Source organism: Novimethylophilus kurashikiensis, from assembly GCF_003112435.1.
Lineage (GTDB): Bacteria > Pseudomonadota > Gammaproteobacteria > Burkholderiales > Methylophilaceae > Novimethylophilus > Novimethylophilus kurashikiensis.
The window spans coordinates 1-19128 of the sequence record NZ_BDOQ01000002.1 but is presented as its reverse complement, the minus strand read 5'-3'; the positions used below and the strand labels follow the sequence as shown (position 1 = coordinate 19128).

General features: G+C 55.8%; 17 protein-coding genes. 7 read left to right on the top strand and 10 right to left on the bottom strand.

Features of this window, described 5'->3' with window-relative positions:
* Positions 1–21 precede the first annotated feature (21 nt).
* A complete protein-coding gene (locus NMK_RS01380; RefSeq protein WP_109013980.1) occupies positions 22–1926 on the top strand; it encodes an ATP-binding cassette domain-containing protein in 1905 nt (634 codons plus the stop codon).
* Between the two features lie 24 nt (positions 1927–1950).
* Here the strand turns inward: NMK_RS01380 and NMK_RS01375 are convergent, their stop codons facing one another.
* Together NMK_RS01375 and NMK_RS01370 are read right to left on the bottom strand one after the other, a co-directional pair.
* Complete coding sequence (locus NMK_RS01375) at positions 1951–2373, bottom strand: surface-adhesin E family protein (RefSeq protein WP_146187113.1); 423 nt, start codon at positions 2371–2373, stop codon at positions 1951–1953.
* Complete coding sequence (locus NMK_RS01370; protein ID WP_109013978.1) at positions 2373–2564, bottom strand: YjfB family protein; 192 nt, start codon at positions 2562–2564, stop codon at positions 2373–2375. The genes NMK_RS01375 and NMK_RS01370 overlap by 1 nt, the downstream gene beginning before the upstream one ends.
* 144 nt (positions 2565–2708) lie before the next feature.
* On the opposite strand from NMK_RS01370, the gene NMK_RS01365 reads away from it, so the two are divergent.
* A complete protein-coding gene (locus NMK_RS01365) occupies positions 2709–3509 on the top strand; it encodes a TIGR01458 family HAD-type hydrolase (protein WP_109013977.1) in 801 nt (266 codons plus the stop codon).
* Here the strand turns inward: NMK_RS01365 and NMK_RS01360 are convergent.
* Positions 3495–4040: a chemotaxis protein CheW gene (locus tag NMK_RS01360; RefSeq protein WP_109013976.1), complete on the bottom strand. Its 546-nt coding sequence runs from the start codon at positions 4038–4040 to the stop codon at positions 3495–3497. The two genes, NMK_RS01365 and NMK_RS01360, sit on opposite strands and share 15 nt — an antisense overlap.
* Before the next feature lie 79 nt (positions 4041–4119).
* Complete coding sequence (locus NMK_RS01355; protein ID WP_109013975.1) at positions 4120–5742, bottom strand: methyl-accepting chemotaxis protein; 1623 nt, start codon at positions 5740–5742, stop codon at positions 4120–4122.
* Positions 5743–5949: 207 nt separating this feature from the next.
* On the opposite strand from NMK_RS01355, the gene NMK_RS01350 reads away from it, so the two are divergent.
* Positions 5950–6609, top strand: coding sequence for a peroxiredoxin (locus tag NMK_RS01350; protein WP_109013974.1), 660 nt, complete (start codon positions 5950–5952; stop codon positions 6607–6609).
* Between the two features lie 65 nt (positions 6610–6674).
* On the opposite strand, the gene NMK_RS01345 is transcribed toward NMK_RS01350, so the two are convergent.
* The 6 genes from NMK_RS01345 to NMK_RS01320 form a co-directional block, all read right to left on the bottom strand.
* On the bottom strand, positions 6675–8300 hold the full coding sequence (locus NMK_RS01345) for a methyl-accepting chemotaxis protein (RefSeq protein ID WP_109013973.1): 1626 nt from the start codon (positions 8298–8300) through the stop codon (positions 6675–6677).
* A 22-nt stretch (positions 8301–8322) separates the two neighbouring features.
* Positions 8323–9942 carry a methyl-accepting chemotaxis protein gene (locus NMK_RS01340; protein ID WP_109013972.1) on the bottom strand — a complete coding sequence of 540 codons (1620 nt, stop codon included), beginning with the start codon at positions 9940–9942 and terminating at the stop codon, positions 8323–8325.
* 77 nt (positions 9943–10019) lie between these two features.
* The gene (locus NMK_RS01335) at positions 10020–10469 is read right to left on the bottom strand and encodes a cache domain-containing protein (RefSeq protein ID WP_109013971.1); all 450 of its coding nucleotides are present in this window, start codon (positions 10467–10469) and stop codon (positions 10020–10022) included.
* Between the two features lie 79 nt (positions 10470–10548).
* Complete coding sequence (locus NMK_RS01330) at positions 10549–12072, bottom strand: OprO/OprP family phosphate-selective porin (protein WP_109013970.1); 1524 nt, start codon at positions 12070–12072, stop codon at positions 10549–10551.
* A gap of 194 nt (positions 12073–12266) precedes the next feature.
* The gene (locus NMK_RS01325; RefSeq protein ID WP_227871302.1) at positions 12267–13910 is read right to left on the bottom strand and encodes a methyl-accepting chemotaxis protein; all 1644 of its coding nucleotides are present in this window, start codon (positions 13908–13910) and stop codon (positions 12267–12269) included.
* 289 nt (positions 13911–14199) lie between these two features.
* Positions 14200–14802 carry a Yip1 family protein gene (locus tag NMK_RS01320; protein WP_109013968.1) on the bottom strand — a complete coding sequence of 201 codons (603 nt, stop codon included), beginning with the start codon at positions 14800–14802 and terminating at the stop codon, positions 14200–14202.
* 255 nt (positions 14803–15057) lie between these two features.
* On the opposite strand from NMK_RS01320, the gene NMK_RS01315 reads away from it, so the two are divergent.
* From NMK_RS01315 to NMK_RS01300, 4 genes are all read left to right on the top strand, one after another.
* The gene (locus NMK_RS01315; RefSeq protein WP_109013967.1) at positions 15058–15540 is read left to right on the top strand and encodes a DUF2244 domain-containing protein; all 483 of its coding nucleotides are present in this window, start codon (positions 15058–15060) and stop codon (positions 15538–15540) included.
* 13 nt (positions 15541–15553) lie between these two features.
* Positions 15554–16759: a cytochrome c oxidase subunit II gene (coxB, locus tag NMK_RS01310; protein WP_109013966.1), complete on the top strand. Its 1206-nt coding sequence runs from the start codon at positions 15554–15556 to the stop codon at positions 16757–16759.
* Positions 16760–16770: 11 nt separating this feature from the next.
* Positions 16771–18372 (top strand): cytochrome c oxidase subunit I, encoded by a 1602-nt coding sequence (gene ctaD, locus NMK_RS01305; RefSeq protein ID WP_109013965.1) that lies wholly within the window; start codon positions 16771–16773, stop codon positions 18370–18372.
* 12 nt (positions 18373–18384) lie between these two features.
* The coding region (locus tag NMK_RS01300; RefSeq protein WP_109014368.1) for a cytochrome c oxidase subunit 3 at positions 18385–19128 on the top strand (744 nt) is incomplete at its 3' end.

Sequence of the window (19128 nt, the reverse complement as noted above, 5' to 3'; positions counted from 1 at the left end):
GCTTCCCTGTAAAATAGCGGCATGCCTCTTATTACTCTCGACCAGGCCAGCCTGGCTTACGGCCTCACGCCGCTCCTCGACCACGTTCAATTCCAACTCGACCCCGGCGAACGCGTCGGCCTCATCGGCCGCAACGGCGCGGGGAAATCGAGCATGCTCAAGGCCATTGCCGGCACTGCCCAGTTGGACGATGGCAGCGTATGGCGCGCGCCGGGGATCAATCTGGCCTACGTGCCGCAAGAACCGCCGCTGGATGAAACCCATACGGTGATGGAAGCCGTGGCCGAAGGCCTGGGCAACCTGCGCCAGTTGCTGCTCGACTATCACGCCGTTTCGGTCGAGCTATCGCATGCTGGAGCCGATACCGAAGCCTTGCTCGAACGCATGCAACACTTGCAACATGATCTGGAAGCGCAAAATGGCTGGCAGGTACAGTCGCGCATTGATACGGTGGTAAGTAAGCTGGGCCTGCCGGCGGACGACAAAATCGCCAGCCTTTCCGGCGGTTGGCGCAAGCGGGTGGCACTGGCCCAAGCGCTGGTGGCTGAACCCGACGTGCTGCTGCTGGACGAACCCACCAACCATCTCGACATGGAAGCGATCGAGTGGCTGGAAGACCTGTTGCTGGGCTTTAACGGCGCGGTGCTGTTCATCACCCACGACCGGCGCTTTCTCGACCGGCTGGCAACACGCATCGTCGAACTGGATCGCGGCATCCTGCGCGACTACCCCGGCTCCTACGCCGCCTATCAGCAACGCAAGCAGGAAGAGCTGCAAACCGAAGCGCAGCAGAACGCCAAGTTCGATAAATTCCTGGCACAGGAGGAAGTCTGGATTCGCAAGGGGGTGGAAGCGCGCCGCACCCGCAATGAGGGCCGCGTTCGGCGACTGGAATCCCTGCGGCTGGAACGTGCTGCCCGTCACGATCGCATCGGCCAGGTAGCACTAACGCTTGATGCGGGCGAACGCTCGGGTAAGCTGGTGGCCGAGCTCACCCATGTCGCCAAGTCGTTTGGCGGTAAAACCCTGATCCGCGATTTTTCCACCCGTATCATGCGCGGCGACCGCATCGGTTTACTCGGTCCCAATGGCGTAGGCAAATCGACCCTGCTCAAGCTCATCCTGGGCGAGCTGCAGCCGGATTCAGGCACCGTGCAGCTCGGCACCAAGCTCAACGTCGCCTACTTCGACCAAATGCGCGCGCAGTTGAACGAAGAAGCTACGCTGGCCGATACGATCAGCCCCGGCGCCGATTACGTGCAAATCGGCAACGAGCGCAAGCACGTCATCAGCTACCTGGAAGACTTCTTGTTCCCCTCGCAGCGCGCCCGAGCGCCTGTCAAATCGCTCTCCGGCGGAGAACGCAACCGGCTGCTGCTAGCGCGGCTGTTCAGCCAGCCGGCGAATGTGCTGGTCCTCGACGAGCCGACCAACGACCTCGACATCGACACGCTGGAATTATTGGAAGAACTGCTGCAGTCGTTCGAAGGCACGCTGTTCCTGGTCAGCCACGACCGTGCATTTCTCGAAAATACCGTCACGCAGGTGATTGCCTTCGAAGGCAATGGCGTGCTGACGGAATTCGGCGGCGGTTATGACGATTGGCGGCGCTTCCAGGCCGCGCGCGACGCCGCAGCTATGCAAGCCAAGCCTAAAGCCGCGTCGCCGGCAGCCCCCAAACCGGCTACCGCTCAACCCGCCAAGACTCGGCTCAGCTACAAGGAAACCCGCGAACTGGAGGTCTTGCCCGAGCGCATCGAGCAACTGGAAAACGAGCAAAAAGAAATCAACGAACGCCTAACCGACGCAGCGCTTTACCGCGACCAGCCGCAGGAAGTAAAACGCCTGCAAACGCGCCTAGCCAAATTGGATGAGGAACTGGAAGCCAGTCTGCTGCGCTGGGAAGAACTAGAAAGCCGGTTGTAATCCGGTAGGTTTTGCAATCTGAACTTAGTCTTCTTCGTTGCCAAAGTCGTTGCGCGGTTCGGTACAGATGATAGCCATGGCAATATCGGATTCGCCATCCGGCACTGCCAGTTTCCATTCCTGATCGTTGGGATGATTGAAGTAAACGGGATCGGGCCGATCCGCGATGTAGCCCATGCTCTGGGTGATGTAGTAGCGGCGGGTGTCGCAATTGACGATGCGATGGCTGACGTAACGTGTCAGCAGATAGCCTTCTTTTTCGCGCGGCTTGGCATAATCCATCCTCACCCAGGCACGACGGATGGCTCGCTCGGCCTCGTAGGACGCATTGTCGAGATAGACACGCACGCCGTAGCTGGAAGGCAAATCGTCCATCTCGTTCCATTCGGCCGCGGTCGCCGTTAGGGAGACCGCGAGAAACAGCAAAGTAAGGAGCGCCCGACGCATCAGGCCGTGGTATTGACGTTCTGACCCAGGTGGGCGGGAAGGTTTTGCGGCAGGGGAACCGCATCGAGCAAGGCCAACGCACCTTGTGCCTCGATATTGATAGCCTTCTTCAGCACCGCGATGCTGACTTCTGCGTTTGTCTGGGCCGCGCTCATTTGGGTGGCGAGGTTGGCGATGCCGGATACGTCCATGATGACTCCATACCGATTTCGGTTTAAGTTAGCCGAATAGGATTGATTATCCGCTTTATCTCGGCGCGAATAAACACCAACGCAAGGTCAAGAACTCCTGCGCTGGCAACAGGTCAAACCCCATACTGAATCAGGGAGGCGGTCATGACGTTGATTCAGAACATCCGAGGACTGTTGTTCGATTTGGACGGCGTGCTATATGTCGGATCCGCGCCCATTCCCGGAGCCATCGAAGCAATCGCCAGGATTCGTGCAATGGGCCTGCCCTGCCGGTTCGTCACCAACACCAGCACCTTGTCGCTGGCCACCCTCCAGCAAAAAATAGAGAAACTCGGGTTCAACATTCCTGCAAATGAGATCGTCAGCGCCCCCCAAGCCGCCGTGCTGTATCTCCGCAGCCTGGGCAACCCGGTTTGCCGTCTGCTGCTGGCCGAGGACGTAAAACGCGATTTCAGCGAATTCCGGCAATCCGACAACGATGCCGAATACATCATCGTCGGCGACATCGGCAGCACCTGGACTTATGCGCTAATGAACCAGGTATTTTCCCGCTTGCAGGCTGGTGCTCAGCTCATCGCCATACACAAAAATCGCTTCTGGCAGACAGAGCAAGGCTTGCAGATGGACATCGGCGGCTTTGTGCATGGTCTGGAATACGCCAGCGGCACTACTGCCACCCTGATCGGAAAACCTGCTGAAACCTTCTACCGCATGGCTTTACAAGACATGGGGTTACCTGCTGGACAAGTCGCCATGATAGGCGACGATATCGATGTCGATGTGGGTGGCGCGCAACAGGCAGGATTGGCCGGAATACTGGTAAAGACGGGCAAGTACCGCGAGTCTTATGCAGCAGCCTCCGGCATCAAGCCAGACCTTGTCCTGGATTCTGTCGCCGAACTGCCGGATCAGTTAAACATCAATTCCTGGTCAGGAGCTGGATAGCTCGTCCAGATAAGCCCGCAATTCGTGCTGTTCATCGCGTGACAGCAATCGTTCCGCCGCAAGGATCATGAGGTATTCGCGGCTCGCCTTGACCAAGCCATCCAACACATCGACATTCATCAATCGGCGTGCCTCATCCGGCAAGGGCTTGATGTCATCGGCGTCAAACTCGTGCAAACCACCGACTTCTTCTGCCAGAATCCCTACTTGCAGGGCATCCTTAGCCTCGTCCAATGTTACGATGAGAAGGCATGAACGATCATGGATATCCGTGTCATGGCCGCTATAGCGCCGAGCCAGATCAATGACAGGAAACAAATGCTGGTTGTGCCGGTAGAAGCCGCGTACACAGCCAGGCTTGTCGCGCGGCACGGCGATGATGCCGCAGCGCACGATCTCCTTTAATCGGGTCATACGCACGGCGAACGCATGACCGGAGACGCGGAATGCAAGACAGGGAACACTTGCGGCAGGCTCCGCCTCGCGCGGCCTCAAGGCGTTACTGCAAGCATGCATCAAGGCCAAAATCATTGTTCACCTCCTTGCATTTGGGTGCTTGGATGCACCAGCAAACCGATATTTAGCATTAGCAGCACAATCACCTATTGCATTAAAACCGAACAAACTCATCCTCAGTGGGCGGGCGCCCTTGCGAAACAGGTAGGCGCTGTGCTGGTCGAGATTGCGAGATAGCTGCCGGAATAGCAGGGCGATAATTGGGCGCATTCAACTCTCCCACATTGAAGAATCCGACCAATTGTTGCAATTGTTCCGCACTGGCGCTCATTTCCTCTGCAGTAGAAGCCAACTCCTCGCTGCTGCTGGCATTTTGCTGGGTAATCTGGCTCAGCTGATTCATGGCCGTATTGATCTGCCCGGCGCCGGATGATTGCTCTTCGCTTGCTGCCGTGATTTCCTGCACCAAATCGCTGGTCTTGTTGATGGCAGGGACGATGTCGGTAAGCAGACTACCGGCCTTTTCGGCGAGATCAACGCTATCTCTGGCAACTTCACCGATTTCCTGCGCCGCGACTTGGCTACGCTCGGCCAGCTTACGGACTTCGGCTGCCACCACAGCAAAACCTTTGCCGTGTTCTCCGGCCCGAGCAGCTTCAATCGCAGCATTCAAGGCTAGCAGATTGGTCTGATAGGCGATGTCGTCGATGATGCCGATCTTGTCTGCGATTTGTTTCATGGCAGCCACTGTCTGCTCCACAGCCTCGCCGCCCTCGTTGGCATCCTTGGCCGCCTTGGAAGCAATATCCTCAGTTACCTTGGCGTTCTCCGAATTCTGGGTAATGCTGGCCGACATTTGCTCTACCGACGCTGAAGTTTCCTCGACAGAAGATGCCTGTTCGTTTGTCGCTTGCGACATCGATTGCGCCGTTGCGGAAACCTCTTCCGACGCGCTGGAGAGATTCATCGCGGAAGCACGGATTTCGGTCACGATGGAAGACAGTTGCTCCACCATGCGCTTGATGGCGGACAGCATGCTGCTGTCGTCGCCGGTACGTGTTAGGACAGCAACCGTCAGATCGCCGTTGGCGATGCGGGTCACGACTTCTGCGGCATAAGCCGGCTCGCCACCCAACTGACGCACTAGGCCTCGGGTGATGACAACTGCGGCGACCATCCCGGCAAGTACTGCAGCGAGCCCAAGCGCAATCATGACATTGCGCGTTTTCTCATAATTGGCAGCGGCCTCTACGGCACCGTTCGCCATCATGTCATCCTGCATGTCAGCCATCTTGACGAGAGACTGCTGGAAGGCTTCGTTGGCCGGCACGAACTCGGTCTTCATGAAACTCAACGCAGCTTTTTCATCGGTCCCAAGCAGTGCATACAGCTGGTCGTACTTGGGAGCTAACGCTACGCGGGTTTGCTGGATAACCGCCAGTTGTTCGCGTCCCTTTTCTGATTTCACCTGCTTGTCCATTTTATCCAAGCTCATCGCATTCTCGTCCCGATTGGCCTGGATAAGCTGCTTGATCTGCCCGATCTCATCATCGCTGCTCGCAAGAAACAGCTGCCGCACGTACTTTGCATTGTCTCGAGCGTTCTTGTCGGCCTCATTAGCCAGTGCAACGTTGGCATAAAACTGATTGGTAATTTTGGAAGTCGTGACGTTCATGCCTGCCATGTTGTAAATGGCACTGAATACGATGATAGTCAGGAGGAGGATGACTAGCCCGAACCCCAGGCCCAGCTTGAAGGCGACAGTTAGCTTTTTCATGATGTTTTGTTCTTTCTTGTAATTTTAGATGCTGTCAATAGTGAGCATGTTTTACATACCCACGGCACATGTCAGGATAATCTCACCTCTTTCTTAAGGAATTCTTAAGAGCACTTAAATGTCTGAGCTAAATGAAAAAACCAGCAAATCAAGTAGTCCAACAAGGGTTAGGCATGCGCTTAACCTACTAGGTAAAACGGAGGAATCATGAACGGCATCTCGGAAGAAAAGACATCCCGGCTGGAATTGAACGGCCCTGCTCCTGACTTTGAAGCGCAAACCACCATGGGCCCCTTGCGCTTGTCGGACTGGGCCAAGGACAGCTGGGTAATCCTGTTCTCACACCCCGCCGACTTCACACCGGTCTGCACCACGGAGTTTATTGAATTCGCAGAGCGCTACGATGAGTTCGAAAAGAAAAACGTAGCCTTGTTGGGATGCTCGGTCGATAGCGTCTATAGCCACATCGCCTGGGCCCGCAACATTCAGGAAAAATTCGGCGTGGCCATTCGTTTTCCGGTCATCGCCGACATCGACACCAGAATCTCCCGACTATACGGCATGATCCATGAATCCAGCACCAGCACGGCTACTGTACGCTGCGTTTTCTTCATCGACCCCAAGCGCATCATCCGCGCCATGATCTATTACCCCCTCAATGTCGGGCGGAATTTCGATGAGATCATGCGCGTAATCGATGCACTGCAAACGGCAGACGAGCATAAGGTCGCCTGCCCGGCGAATTGGACTCCGGGAAAAGATGTCATAGTCCCTGCCCCAACCACTCTGCAAGACGCCGACCAGCGTGCAGCCAATAGCGAATACGAAGTAAAGGATTGGTATTTTGCACGGAAGAAAGTCGCCTAGGAATAAAAAAGCCAGGTCGACCGACCTGGCTTCGTGGCTACGAAACAGGGTGTGCAGAATATCTCTTAGAATTGCACGAACTCTGCCTCTTCAGCCTCTACTGCCGCGGCGGAGGGCAAGACTTCCTCCGCGGGGCGCTGTGATGCAGAGCCTTCACTCGGCGAGGTTGTGCGCGTAATACTAGCCTGTCCTGCAACCGTAAAGAATCCAACCAATTGCTGGAGTTGTTCCGCGCTGGCGCTCATTTCCTCGGCAGTAGCGGCAAGCTCTTCGCTACTGCTGGCGTTCTGCTGGGTAATCTGACTCAGCTGGCTCATTGCGATGTTGACCTGGCTGGTACCCGAAGATTGCTCTTCGCTCGCTGCGGTAATTTCCTGCACCAGATCGCTGGTACGGCTAATGGCTGGCACCATGTCGTCGAGCAGCTTCCCTGCCTTTTCCGCCAAATCCACGCTGCTCTTGGCTACTTCGCTGATTTCCTGCGCTGCCACCTGGCTGCGCTCTGCCAGTTTGCGCACTTCGGAAGCCACCACGGCAAAACCTTTTCCGTGCTCACCGGCACGGGCGGCTTCAATCGCGGCATTCAAGGCCAACAGGTTGGTCTGGTAAGCAATGTCGTCAATGATGCCGATCTTGCCGGCAATCTGCTTCATGGCCGATACCGTCGCCTTGACCGCTTCGCCGCCTTCATGGGCTTCCCTGGCGGCCTTGGTGGCAATGCCTTCCGTGATCTTGGCGTTATCAGTATTTTGTGCAATAGAGGCGCTCATCTGTTCGATGGAAGCTGAAGTCTCCTCAACACTGGCTGCTTGTTCGTTGGTTGCTTGAGACATGCTTTGGGCAGTTGCAGAGACCTCTCCCGAGGCCGACACCAAATCCACCGCAGAGGCACGAATCTCGCCCACGATCTGCGAAAGATTTTGCGACATGTCTTTCATCGCAGCCAACATGCTGGTGGTATCGCCCTTGCTGGTTTCGATAGCGATGGTCAAGTCGCCGGCGGCAATTCTCGCCGCGATTTTGGCAGCAAATTCAGGCTCGCCGCCCAGCTGCGACATTACGCCGCGTATAACCCGCCAGGTTGCCAGCAACGAAATCACCAGAGCGGTTGCTAGGATGACTAATGAAACTGCCACGCTTCGAGCGGTTTTGGTATCGACCCGCGCCACCGTGCTATCGGCATTTTTTTGCTGCTGCAGCAAAAGCGCATTGACGGCATCTGAGATTTTTTGAAATTTCTTGTCTGCCGATTGCATCATGCCTGCGCCGGAAGCCGGGTCCGAACTCGCCATATCGATGGCTTGCTTGAGCGATTTGCGATACTTGGGAAGCTCTGCGGTGATGCTTTCCAGGGCTTTTTTCTCATCGTCCGTCAGCCCCTGGACCTGTGCAGCCTTGTCCAACGTCTTGGCGACCTGATCGATCCCTGCATTGATCTGCGCGGTCTCCTTATTGATGCGCTCATCATCGAAATTGGCTATCCATGTGATCAACCGATAAACCGCTAGATTGGTTTGATTGAGGCCTGCACGTGCATCATTGGCGAGCGTCATCGTGGTAATGCCCTGCGTCGCCAGTTTTTCGACATCGCTACGGATCGATTGCAAGGCTGTAAACGTGGCTATCCCCAATGCCAGCAGCATGACAATGGCAATCAATGGCGGAATTAACAAACGTGTACGGAATTTCATTCTTCAAGCTCCTATTTTTATCTCACACACGAAACTGGGTAACGGCTGTTTCTAGGCTCGTGGCCAACTGCTGCAAATGCGTTGCGGCATCAGCGACCGATGCCGTTGCTGCACTGCTCTCCTCCGTCATCCGGGTGACCTTTTCGATATTCAAGGCGATACCCTTTCCTGCCGCGTTCTGCTCTCGCACTGCATCGGTGATATCACGCACCTTCATCGCGGCCGTTTGCGTACTTTCATTGACTTGGGCAAACACGCGGCCGGCCTCATCCGCGAGTTCAGCGCCCTTGTTGGCCTGAACGCTCGATGTTTGCATGCTGCTCACGGCACGCGCAGTATCGTTCTGGATACTGCCGATCAATTGCCCGATTTCAGCCGTGGCGGTCGTAGTCCGCTCAGCCAGTTTTCGAACCTCATCGGCGACCACCGCGAATCCTCTACCGGATTCACCCGCGCGCGCCGCTTCGATTGCCGCATTCAGCGCCAGCAGATTAGTCTGCTCCGCAATATCGCGGATCGCCTCGACGATACCTCCCACCTGTTGGGATTGCTGCGAGAGCACTGCAATATGCGCAGCCGATTCGCTCATATGGGCAGCGTTCAGCGACATTTCCTTACCGGCATCGCTCACCACCACGCCACCACGCGCAACATCCTGGGCCGCCCGCTCTGCCAATGCCTCGGTTTCCGCAGCATGCTCGGCGACGCTGCCGATACTGGCGGTAATTTCCTCTACGGTTGCCGCCATCTCCGCGGCAGCCGAGGCCTGTTCATTGGCGCCTTGGGTCAACTGACGAGTAGCCATGGCCACTTGTTCCGCACTTGAGCCCACTTTTGCAGCCACCTCGATGACCGTTCGCATCGAACCGCCGATGCGAACCAGCGTTTCGTTAAGATGTCGCCCCATTTCGCCCAATTCATCCTGGGTGGTGACAGGAACTCGGATCGTCAAATCGCCGCTGCTACCGATACGCACAATCGCGTCTTCCATCGCCAGCACCGGCCGCGTGACAGACTGCGCAACACGCCAGGTAATCAACAACGAAACCACGGCCGCAATCGCGACCAAGGTCGAGGTAATGGCGATATTGCTGGAAAACGCACTTTGCACTGAAGCAACCGTCCCATTGGCTTCCTTGCGTTGTTGCTCGACGATGTCGCTGACCGCAGAGGCAATCTTGATAAATTTTTTATCAACGGCCTGCATCATCCCAGCACCCGACGCCGGGTCGGATCCCGCCATATCCAAGGCTTGATTGAGGGATTTCTTGTATTTAGGCAAATCCTGGGCAATGGCCTTCAAGGCCTCTTTTTGGGCGTCGGGCATCCCGTCGATTTCGACCGCGCGGGCCAAGCCTTCCGCGGCCTTATCAATGCCTGCATTAATTTGTTCGGTTTCTTTCTTGATACGCGCTTCATCGAAATTGGCGATCCAGGTGATCAGTCGATAAACCGCGAGATTGGTCTGATTGAGGCTGGTCAGCACCAAGTCGACTTGTGCCACTGTTTCCATATTTTCATTGGCCAAGCGATTGACGCTCACACGAATCGACGACAAGGCGTAAAAAGTGGTCGCGCCCAGTATCAGCATCATGACGACAGCAACCAAGGGTGCGACCAACAGACGAGTTCGGAACTTCATTTTGTTTTTGTTGCCTCCGACATTCACGAGCAATGACCCGGAACGCCACAAAGGCGCTCCGGGTGCACACTTACTGCTTAGCGCTTGTAGACGCCGGCGCAAACGATCACATCGCCGGTTTTTTCGCAGAAAGCGGACTTAGGCAGCACTTTCTTGGTCACCGGGTCGGTGAACTTGTAGTCCTGCCAGAACTTGCCTTTGGACTTGGCAAGGTCGACACGCTCCTTGATGAACTCCTTGCCGTCAGCATCTGCCAGATCGATCAGATCCTTGCCCACTTGCTTTTCGTTCTGGCCGTGTGCCAGGCACTTACCGTCCATGCCGTACACAACCGGATACAAGTCCTTGTTGATCCACTTCTTGTCCTTGGCCGTAATGCTCTTGAGCGTACCGGCCTTGTCAGCGCCGATGGCTTTCACCACATGGCCTACCAGCGTCTCGGCATCGCCCTTGTCGGCGAAGTCATCGGCGTAAAGGTTAAAAGAGAACGTCATTGCCAGTAATGCGGAAATTGCAATTTTTTTCATGTTAGCTTCCTTATTAAGTGATTGAAAAATTTAGAACGCAATCTGCAAGCGGCCGGACACGGCCTTTTCATCGGGTCGATCAGCTAAGGCACCTGTTGCATCCGGCCCAACCGCCGTCAAAGCTGGTGTCTTCGTAGTCGAGCGACAACTTGAAGGTCTTGTTGAGATACCAGTTCACGCCGACAGCCCAAGCTTCTGCCTTGCTTGCAGCCTTTAATGGATCAGCAAAGGAACGCTTCTGCCTGGTAGCACCTGATCCATGAGGCGCAAATGCATCATCATCGATATCCAGTTCGCTATAACGCGCTACTAGTTCCCACGCGCCCCAGGCACCCTTATCAGGATCGAATGGGCTCTTGACCTTGGGATACTTGTAGCTTGCGTCTTCGCCCGTAAGCATCCACGAAGCTACTACTTGCCATGCTTCGTTATCCAGCTTGCCGTGCCAATGACCGTTCTTCTCAAGAGAGACTTCCTGCGACACACGAACGTACTCGCCCATGAGGCCGAACGGACCGTTGTAATAGGTGAATTGCGGAGACAAGCGATAGCGTTCTCCGTCGGCATAAGTGGCGGTATCAGTAGCACTTACTGTAGCAGTTCGGTAGCCGAAGAAAGACAATTGACCCAGAGCGCTCTTGTAGCCGATCAGGTTGGATTGGGACGATGTCATCGAATAAGTCGTCACACCCGCAGTCGTTGTCGATGCCGTCGCATTGCTTGTCCACCCCCGGCCGCGTACATCACTGTACGTTGCAGCCAAGCCGAATCCCAGCCCCTTAAGGAAATCAGGACCATTGCTCTTGAAAGGCTTGCTGAACACGCGAGCAACAAAATCCTTGTCGCTGTTGTTGTCGGTATCGGAATTGGTGAACGAATCAGTACTGCTGCCGTCCAGTGCGCCATCGAAATAGCCGAGGGCATAATCCAGCATTTCGTCGCCGACCATGCCGTGGACCTGAACACCGATATCGCGGTTAGGCGCGATATTGCTGGTAAGACCACGCTCGATGAACTTGCCGTCGGCATCGCCCTGAAGACGCTCGAGGCCAAACGGCACCTTTTGCTTACCGGCCTTGACCTGGAACCATGGAGTCAATCGGGCGTCCACGTAAGCATCCTGAATGACCGTCTTGCCGTTACCGAAATCGGGGACCAGCAGGAAATCGTACTTGCCGAACACCGTCCCCTGGAGAATGGGACGGAATTGCTTGAGCAAGAACGTATTGGGTGCTCGCACCTCGTTAGCATCGGTATTACCGCTGGCAAAACCGTCGCCACCGGGGAAAAAACGTCCGTCGACCTGGATCTGCCCGCGCAATTTGATCTCATGCTGACCATCTGCCGACTTGATACCGAAACCTTCTTCGCTAGCCTTGACGATGGGTGCGTCTTTTTGTTTGGCAACGATCTCGTCATTGTTCTTTTCCAGCGCCTGCACCTTGCCGCCGAGATCTTGCTTGAGACCTTTCACTTCCTGCTTGAGTTCTTGCACCAGGGCGCGCAATTGCTCCATTTCATCGCTGTCATTAGCCTGGGATATGCCAGGCAGAAGTGCGATACCCGCCCCTGACAATGCTAAAGCTATTTTTTTTATATTCATTAGATTTTCCTTATTATTTAACTTAAAACCTACCAACTTCTATTGATCGATTACCCTCCGATCACGAGGCACTACATAAAGGGAAGTCAGAAACAGCAAACCAAGGTGTGAAAGTTGATGACACACGGGCAAACGAATCCCGCAAGGCGACTGAAGTCGTCCTGCGGGAAAGTTGGCTTACTGTTTGTTCGGAATCAGAATTTGACGAAATCGTCTTCGCTATGAGCTTTGAATGTCGGGGTAGCAATACTGGCTACCCTGGAAGAAGATGGACTGCCACGTCTGGAAGGGCTTTGTCTCACCGAACTGCCGCCTTGATCGACTTGGAAGAAACCGACTAACTGCTGGAGCTGTTCGGCGCTGGCACTCATTTCCTCGGCGGTGGCCGCCAGCTCTTCGCTGCTGCTGGCGTTTTGCTGGGTGATCTGGCTCAACTGGCTCATGGCCGTGTTGATCTGGTTGGTGCCGGCCGACTGCTCTTCGCTGGCAGCAGTAATCTCTTGCACCAGATCGCTGGTACGGTTAATGGCGGGAACAATTTCGTCAAGCAGGTTACCTGCCTTTTCAGCCAGGTCCACGCTGCTTTTCGCTACTTCGCCGATTTCCTGTGCCGCTACCTGGCTGCGCTCGGCCAGTTTACGCACTTCGGCAGCCACCACGGCGAAGCCCTTGCCGTGCTCGCCTGCACGGGCCGCTTCAATAGCGGCATTCAAGGCCAGCAGATTAGTCTGGTAGGCAATATCATCGATGATGCTGATTTTGTCCGCGATCTGCTTCATGGCGGATACCGTGCTACCTACTGCCTCACCGCCTTCGTTGGCGTCCGTCGCAGCCTTCGAGGCAATACCTTCGGTCACCTTGGCGTTTTCAGTGTTTTGGGCAATGGATGCGCTCATCTGTTCAATTGCTGCGGAGGTTTCCTCTACGGATGAAGATTGCTCGTTAGTAGCCTGCGACATGCTTTGTGCGGTGGCCGACACTTCTTCCGAAGCCGATGCGAGATTATTGGCAGATGAACGAATTTCGCTCACGATCTGGGCCAGCTTTTCTGCCATGCCCTTAACGGAAGCCAGCATGCTGGTGGTATCACCCGGCTTGGTCGCGACCTGAACGGTCAAATCGCCGTCAGCAACACGTTGGATCATCTCAGCAGCGTACTCCGGCTCACCGCCCAGTTGATTCAACAACTGACGTGTGATCAGGATGCCAAGAACAGCCATCAATACAAATATCGTCACGCTAACAATGATGGCAAGACGAATGGCAGAGTCCTTGGTAGCCGCACCATCCTCCGCGGCCTTTTTGCCTAATTCCTGGTTGTAACGAACGTCTGCGTCGATCGCATCCTGCACTTTTGTAGAGGCTGGGGTCAATTCAGCGCGTCCCAACGCAAGCGCGTCCTTGGTTTTCATCGCGTAGGACAGCGCCATCACCTTGTTTCGCGCGACTTCGTACTCAGCCAGATGAGCGGAGATATCATTGATCAACCCAATTTCCTTATCGTCCGCAGCACAACTAGCGCCCAGGCAAGCATCGGTAAGGTATTTTTTAAGCAACTCTTTCATCTCGGCGATCGTGGCATCGCTCTTGGCCTGAATGTCATGCATGTCTGCTTGATCGTCAGAAGCGACATGCTTCCAGCTATTGGTGCGTATATTGCCGAAAGCTCTGCTTATTTTGGCAAGCTCGAGCAGGCTGGGAACGGAGTTTACATTCGCAAAGTTCACTTTCTCGTATACGGTAGATATCCGGCTGATACCCAACCACGACAATATTGCGATACCCAGCAAGGCCGTTAGTGCCAGCCCCCCGATGCGCTTCGCTACAGTCAATTTCACTTTTTGCTCCAATCCAGTGTTTTTTAGTATTTGTTCGACCGTCTTCAAGCCGTGCTGGGAACGCTGACACAAACAATCACGTAACCTGATACAGCCTGCGCGAAGCATGCCAAGTTAATCGCCTACTGCATATCAGGAACGATTGATTTTCAGATAGGAATCCCACCTAAAAAAGGTAGGGCAAGGACTACCTCAAAACGAGGTGTCCACATACTTGGAAAGGGAAATATTTAAAATCCCGCGGTTGCAGGCCCCAGGAGATAGAGTCTGCAACCGCGAGCGAGGGCCGCTAGGCCAGCGGCAAATTCACCGGCAGGTTCTGGACGCTACCCCATACCACCAGCGTGGAGACCATGAGGAACCCCCAGGCCACGACGCCCGCGATGAGCACGGCGCCGAACATGAGCATGGCATGGCCTTCTTCCTTGATGCCGAATACGGAAGGAATGCCGTAGTAAATGAAGCCGGCCGCGGCCATCATGGCCAGCGAGACTACGGCAAGGTTGAGCAGCACGCTCGGCACGACGAGAAAAATGGGGGCCAGCCACAACGGCGTAGGCGCCACGGCAGCGAGCATGAAAGATTCGTGATACGACGGATGAATTTCCGCGATTTCTGCCAATTGCCGAATGATGACAGCCATCACCGGCACCACGACCAGTTCGACCACGTAAAAGATGACAGCGATCAGCAACAACTTGGCGGGCGGCATGGCGGGAAAGAATTCCCCACCGAACTTGACTCCGGCGAAATATCCCATTAGGGGCGGAATCAAGGCATAAGGCATGACGTGCAACAGGTACAACTGATGGATCGAAGGCTTGCTCTGCACGAGACGGTTCCATCCCTTGCTTGGTGCGGTGAACAGCCAAAATAGATTCAGCGGATTCATACCTCATCCTTTCTAAAGGTTTAGACCTGCACCGATTAGTTTACTGTTTAAGTATGGATTGTCCAGCGTTTTAATGTGCGCAAAGCGACATTCAGGTACGGGGACAAATTCTTAAAATTCAATCCAGTAGCACAGCCATTTCGGCAGGGAACGAAACGGAAAGCAGCGAGGCCCTGCCCGGCAACTTTTCCCGGCTCAAAACGGCTGGGCGAATATCATTTGGAAACGGCATTCGATTCATATAGCGAGGCATGCATGGTCGACGTCGTGGGTTCGGCATCCTCATTGCATTACGCCATCACCGGCAGGCCAAACTGCTCCTTGTCGGCGGCTGGAACATGCTGTGTGTTCTTGAGCATTGCCACCATCACGCTGATCGTTGCATTCGGCTTTTTCCTGGCTGGGGCATGGGTCGTGCTGCCTTTTGCTGGGGCTGAACTTGGGGCACTGTTTTGGAGTCTACGTTATGTGTGTCTGCATGCCGGGGATTACGAACGGCTGACTATCGACCACGACAAGGTATTGGTCGAGCATCACACGACGAAACAGGATGTACGTTTCGAACTGAACGGCTACTGGGCCAGGGTAATCCTGGACTGTCAGCCGAACGGGTATTGCCGCCGGTTGGCTTTGCGTTCGCATGGCAAGGAGATTGAGTTCGGCCGGTTCCTAAGCAGTGAAGAACGTTTGAATGTGGGGCGACTTTTGAAATCGAGATTAGGTGGGTATTTATCTTGAGGGAGCCTACATCATGTTCGGAAAAAAGCTCTGGCGGCAGCTCGTCTGCGCCCTGCCGTTCCTGCTCGCCGCGCCTCTACACGCCGAATACCGGCTGAACCTGCAAACCCCGGCATCGCCGGTTGCCCAGCAGATTTACGATCTGCACAACCTCATCCTGCTGGTCTGTTTTGTCATCTTTATCATCGTCTTCGGCGTCATGTTCGTGGCGCTGGTCAAGCATCGCAAATCCGTCGGCCATCAGGCCGTCCAGTTTCACGAGAATACCAAGCTGGAAATCGTCTGGACCATCATCCCTTTCATCATCCTGGTCGGCATGGCCTACCCCACCACCAAGACCATCTTCGACATGCGCAACACCGGCCATCCGGATATGACCATCAAGGTCACCGGCCACCAGTGGATATGGGAATACGAATACATGGGCGAAGGCGTGCGCTTCCTCAGCAATCTTTCCACCCCGCAGGACCAGATCGACAACAAGGTGGAAAAAGACCCGCATTACCTGCTTGAAGTGGACAACCCCATGGTGGTGCCTACGGGCAAGAAAGTACGCGTGCTGCTAACCGCTACCGACGTCATCCATTCCTGGTGGGTGCCGACCTTCGGGGTCAAGCAGGACGCCATTCCCGGCTTCATCCATGAGGCCTGGTTCACGGTTGACAATCCAGGGACCTATCGCGGCCAGTGTGCCGAGCTCTGCGGCGTTCGCCACGGCTACATGCCTGTGGTGGTAGAAGCGGTCGATCCCGCCAGCTATACCGCCTGGCTGACGCGTCAAAAAGCCACCATGGCCGAAGCGGCAGCGGCTTCGGCCAAGACCTACACACTCGCTGAGTTGAAGAGCCACGGCGAAAAAGTCTTCACCACCAGTTGCGCCATGTGCCATCAGGCGACAGGCCAAGGCGTTCCCGGAACCTTTCCGCCGCTCGTCGAGGGGGCACCCTTCGCTGCGGCCAAGGGCATGACCGACCCCATCGAAACGCGCGGATTCTGGAAAGACGGCAAGATCGTGCTCGGCCCCAAGGAAAAACATCTCGACATCGTCATGCACGGCATTACCGGCACCGCCATGCCAGCCTTCGCCGGACAACTGTCCGATTTTGACATTGCCGCAGTCATCACCTTCGAGCGCAACAACTGGGGTAACCATACCGGCGACATGATCCAGCCGTCCGAAGTCGCAACCCTGCGTAAATCCACCGGCAAATCGAGCTGAGGAGCTTAGAAATGGCGACGACAATTCCCATACAAGACGTCCACAACGAACACCACGCAGACAATCACCCAGACCATCATCCGACAGGCTGGATGCGCTGGGTGATGTCCACCAACCATAAGGACATCGGCACGCTGTATCTCTGGTTCAGCTTCGGCATGTTCCTCTTCGCCGGTGCGCTGGCCATGTTGATCCGCGCCGAATTGTTCCAGCCGGGATTGCAATTCTTCCAGCCCAATGTGTTCAACCAGCTCACCACCATGCACGGACTGATCATGATTTTCGGCGCGATCATGCCGGCCTTCGTCGGCTTCGCGAACTGGCAGATCCCGCTCATGATCGGCGCACCGGACATGGCCTTCCCGCGGCTCAACAACTGGAGTTTCTGGCTGCTTCCGATGGCGGGTCTGCTGCTGATCGGCGCCTTTTTCGTACCGGGCGGCGCCATGGCCGGCGGCTGGACCATGTATCCGCCGCTGTTCATCCAGGGCGGGCCGTCCTACGACATGACGATCTTCGCCATCCACATCATGGGCATCTCGTCCATCATGGGCTCGATCAACATCATCACCACCATCCTTAACATGCGGGCGCCGGGCATGACGCTGATGAAAATGCCCATGTTCGTGTGGACCTGGCTGATCACCGCCTTCCTGCTGATTTCCGCCATGCCGGTCCTGGCCTCGGCCGTGACCATGCTGCTCATGGACCGTCATTTCGGCACCTCCTTCTTCAATGCGGCCGGTGGCGGCGACCCGGTGATGTACCAGCATATTTTCTGGTTCTTCGGACACCCCGAGGTCTACATCATGATCCTGCCGGCGTTCGGGATTCTTTCCACCATCATCCCGACTTTTTCGCGCAAGCCGCTGTTCGGCTATCGCTCGATGGTCTATGCCACCGTGGTGCTGGCTTCGCTGGCGTTCATCGTCTGGGCGCACCACATGTTCACCGTCGGCATGCCCATCGCCAGCCAATTATTCTTCATGTACGCCACCATGCTGATCGCCGTGCCGACAGGCGTGAAAGTATTCAACTGGACGGCCACCATGTGGAAAGGCTCCATCAGCTTCGAGACGCCCATGTTGTTCGCCATCGCCGTGGTATGTCTGTTCACCATCGGCGGCTTCAGCGGTCTGGTGCTCGCCATCGTGCCGGTCGATATCCAGTTGCAGGACACCTACTACGTCGTCGCGCACTTCCACTACGTGTTGTTTTCAGGCGCGGCCATGAGCATCATGGGCGGCATCTACTACTGGCTGCCCAAGTGGACCGGGCACATGTACGACGAACGCCTGGGCAAGATTCACTTCTGGCTCACGGCCATCGCATTCAATGTGACCTTTTTTCCCATGCACTTCCTGGGATTGGCGGGCATGCCACGGCGTATCCCCGATTACGCGCTGCAATTCGCCAATTTCAACATGATCGTGTCGCTGGGCGCCTTCGTGCTGGGGGCCAGCCAGCTACTGTTTCTCTATACCGTCATTAAGTGCATCCGCAGCGGGGCTGTCGCCGGTAACAGGCCGTGGGAAGGCGCGGAAACGCTGGAGTGGACGCTGCCTTCACCGCCGCCCTATCACTCGTTCGAAACCGCGCCGGTGATCAAATAACAGGAGGCCATCATGCAATCCTCGACCGCTGTCACGACGCACGATCGCTACTACGTCCCCGCCCCCTCCATCTGGCCCATCGTCGGCTCGGTGGCGCTGCTCACGCTTGCTGCGGGCTTCGTCCTGTTACTGCAAAAAGTCTCGGCGGGGGCTTACATCATGGGGCTGGGGGGCATCATTCTCGCTGTCATGCTCGTAGGCTGGTTCGGCAACGTCATCCGCGAAAACGTCGCCGGGTTGTTCAACGATCAGGTGGATTTATCCTACCGGTGGGGCATGGGCTGGTTCATCTTCTCCGAGGTAATGTTCTTCGGTGCGCTGTTCAGCGCCTTGTTCTACTCGCGCTTCTGGACCATCCCCGTGCTTGGGCATACCCCGCTCCTATGGCCAGGTTTCATCCCCGATTGGCCCAACGCTGGACCGGCTGCAAAAGAGGCCTTCCAGCCCATGCATGCCTGGGGCATCCCGGCCATCAATACACTGATCTTGCTGAGTTCCGGCGCGACCGTGACCTGGGCGCACTGGGGGTTAAAGCGCAACAACCGCATGCAAGTGAAGATCGGCCTCGCGCTGACGATTCTGCTGGGCGTGGTCTTTCTGTTTCTGCAGGCGCACGAATACATGTCGGCGGGATTCACCCTCAAGACCGGCATCTACGGCGCTACTTTTTACATACTCACCGGATTCCACGGGGCGCATGTCACGCTGGGCGCGATCATGCTTTCCGTCATCCTGGGGCGAGTCATGGCGGGCCAC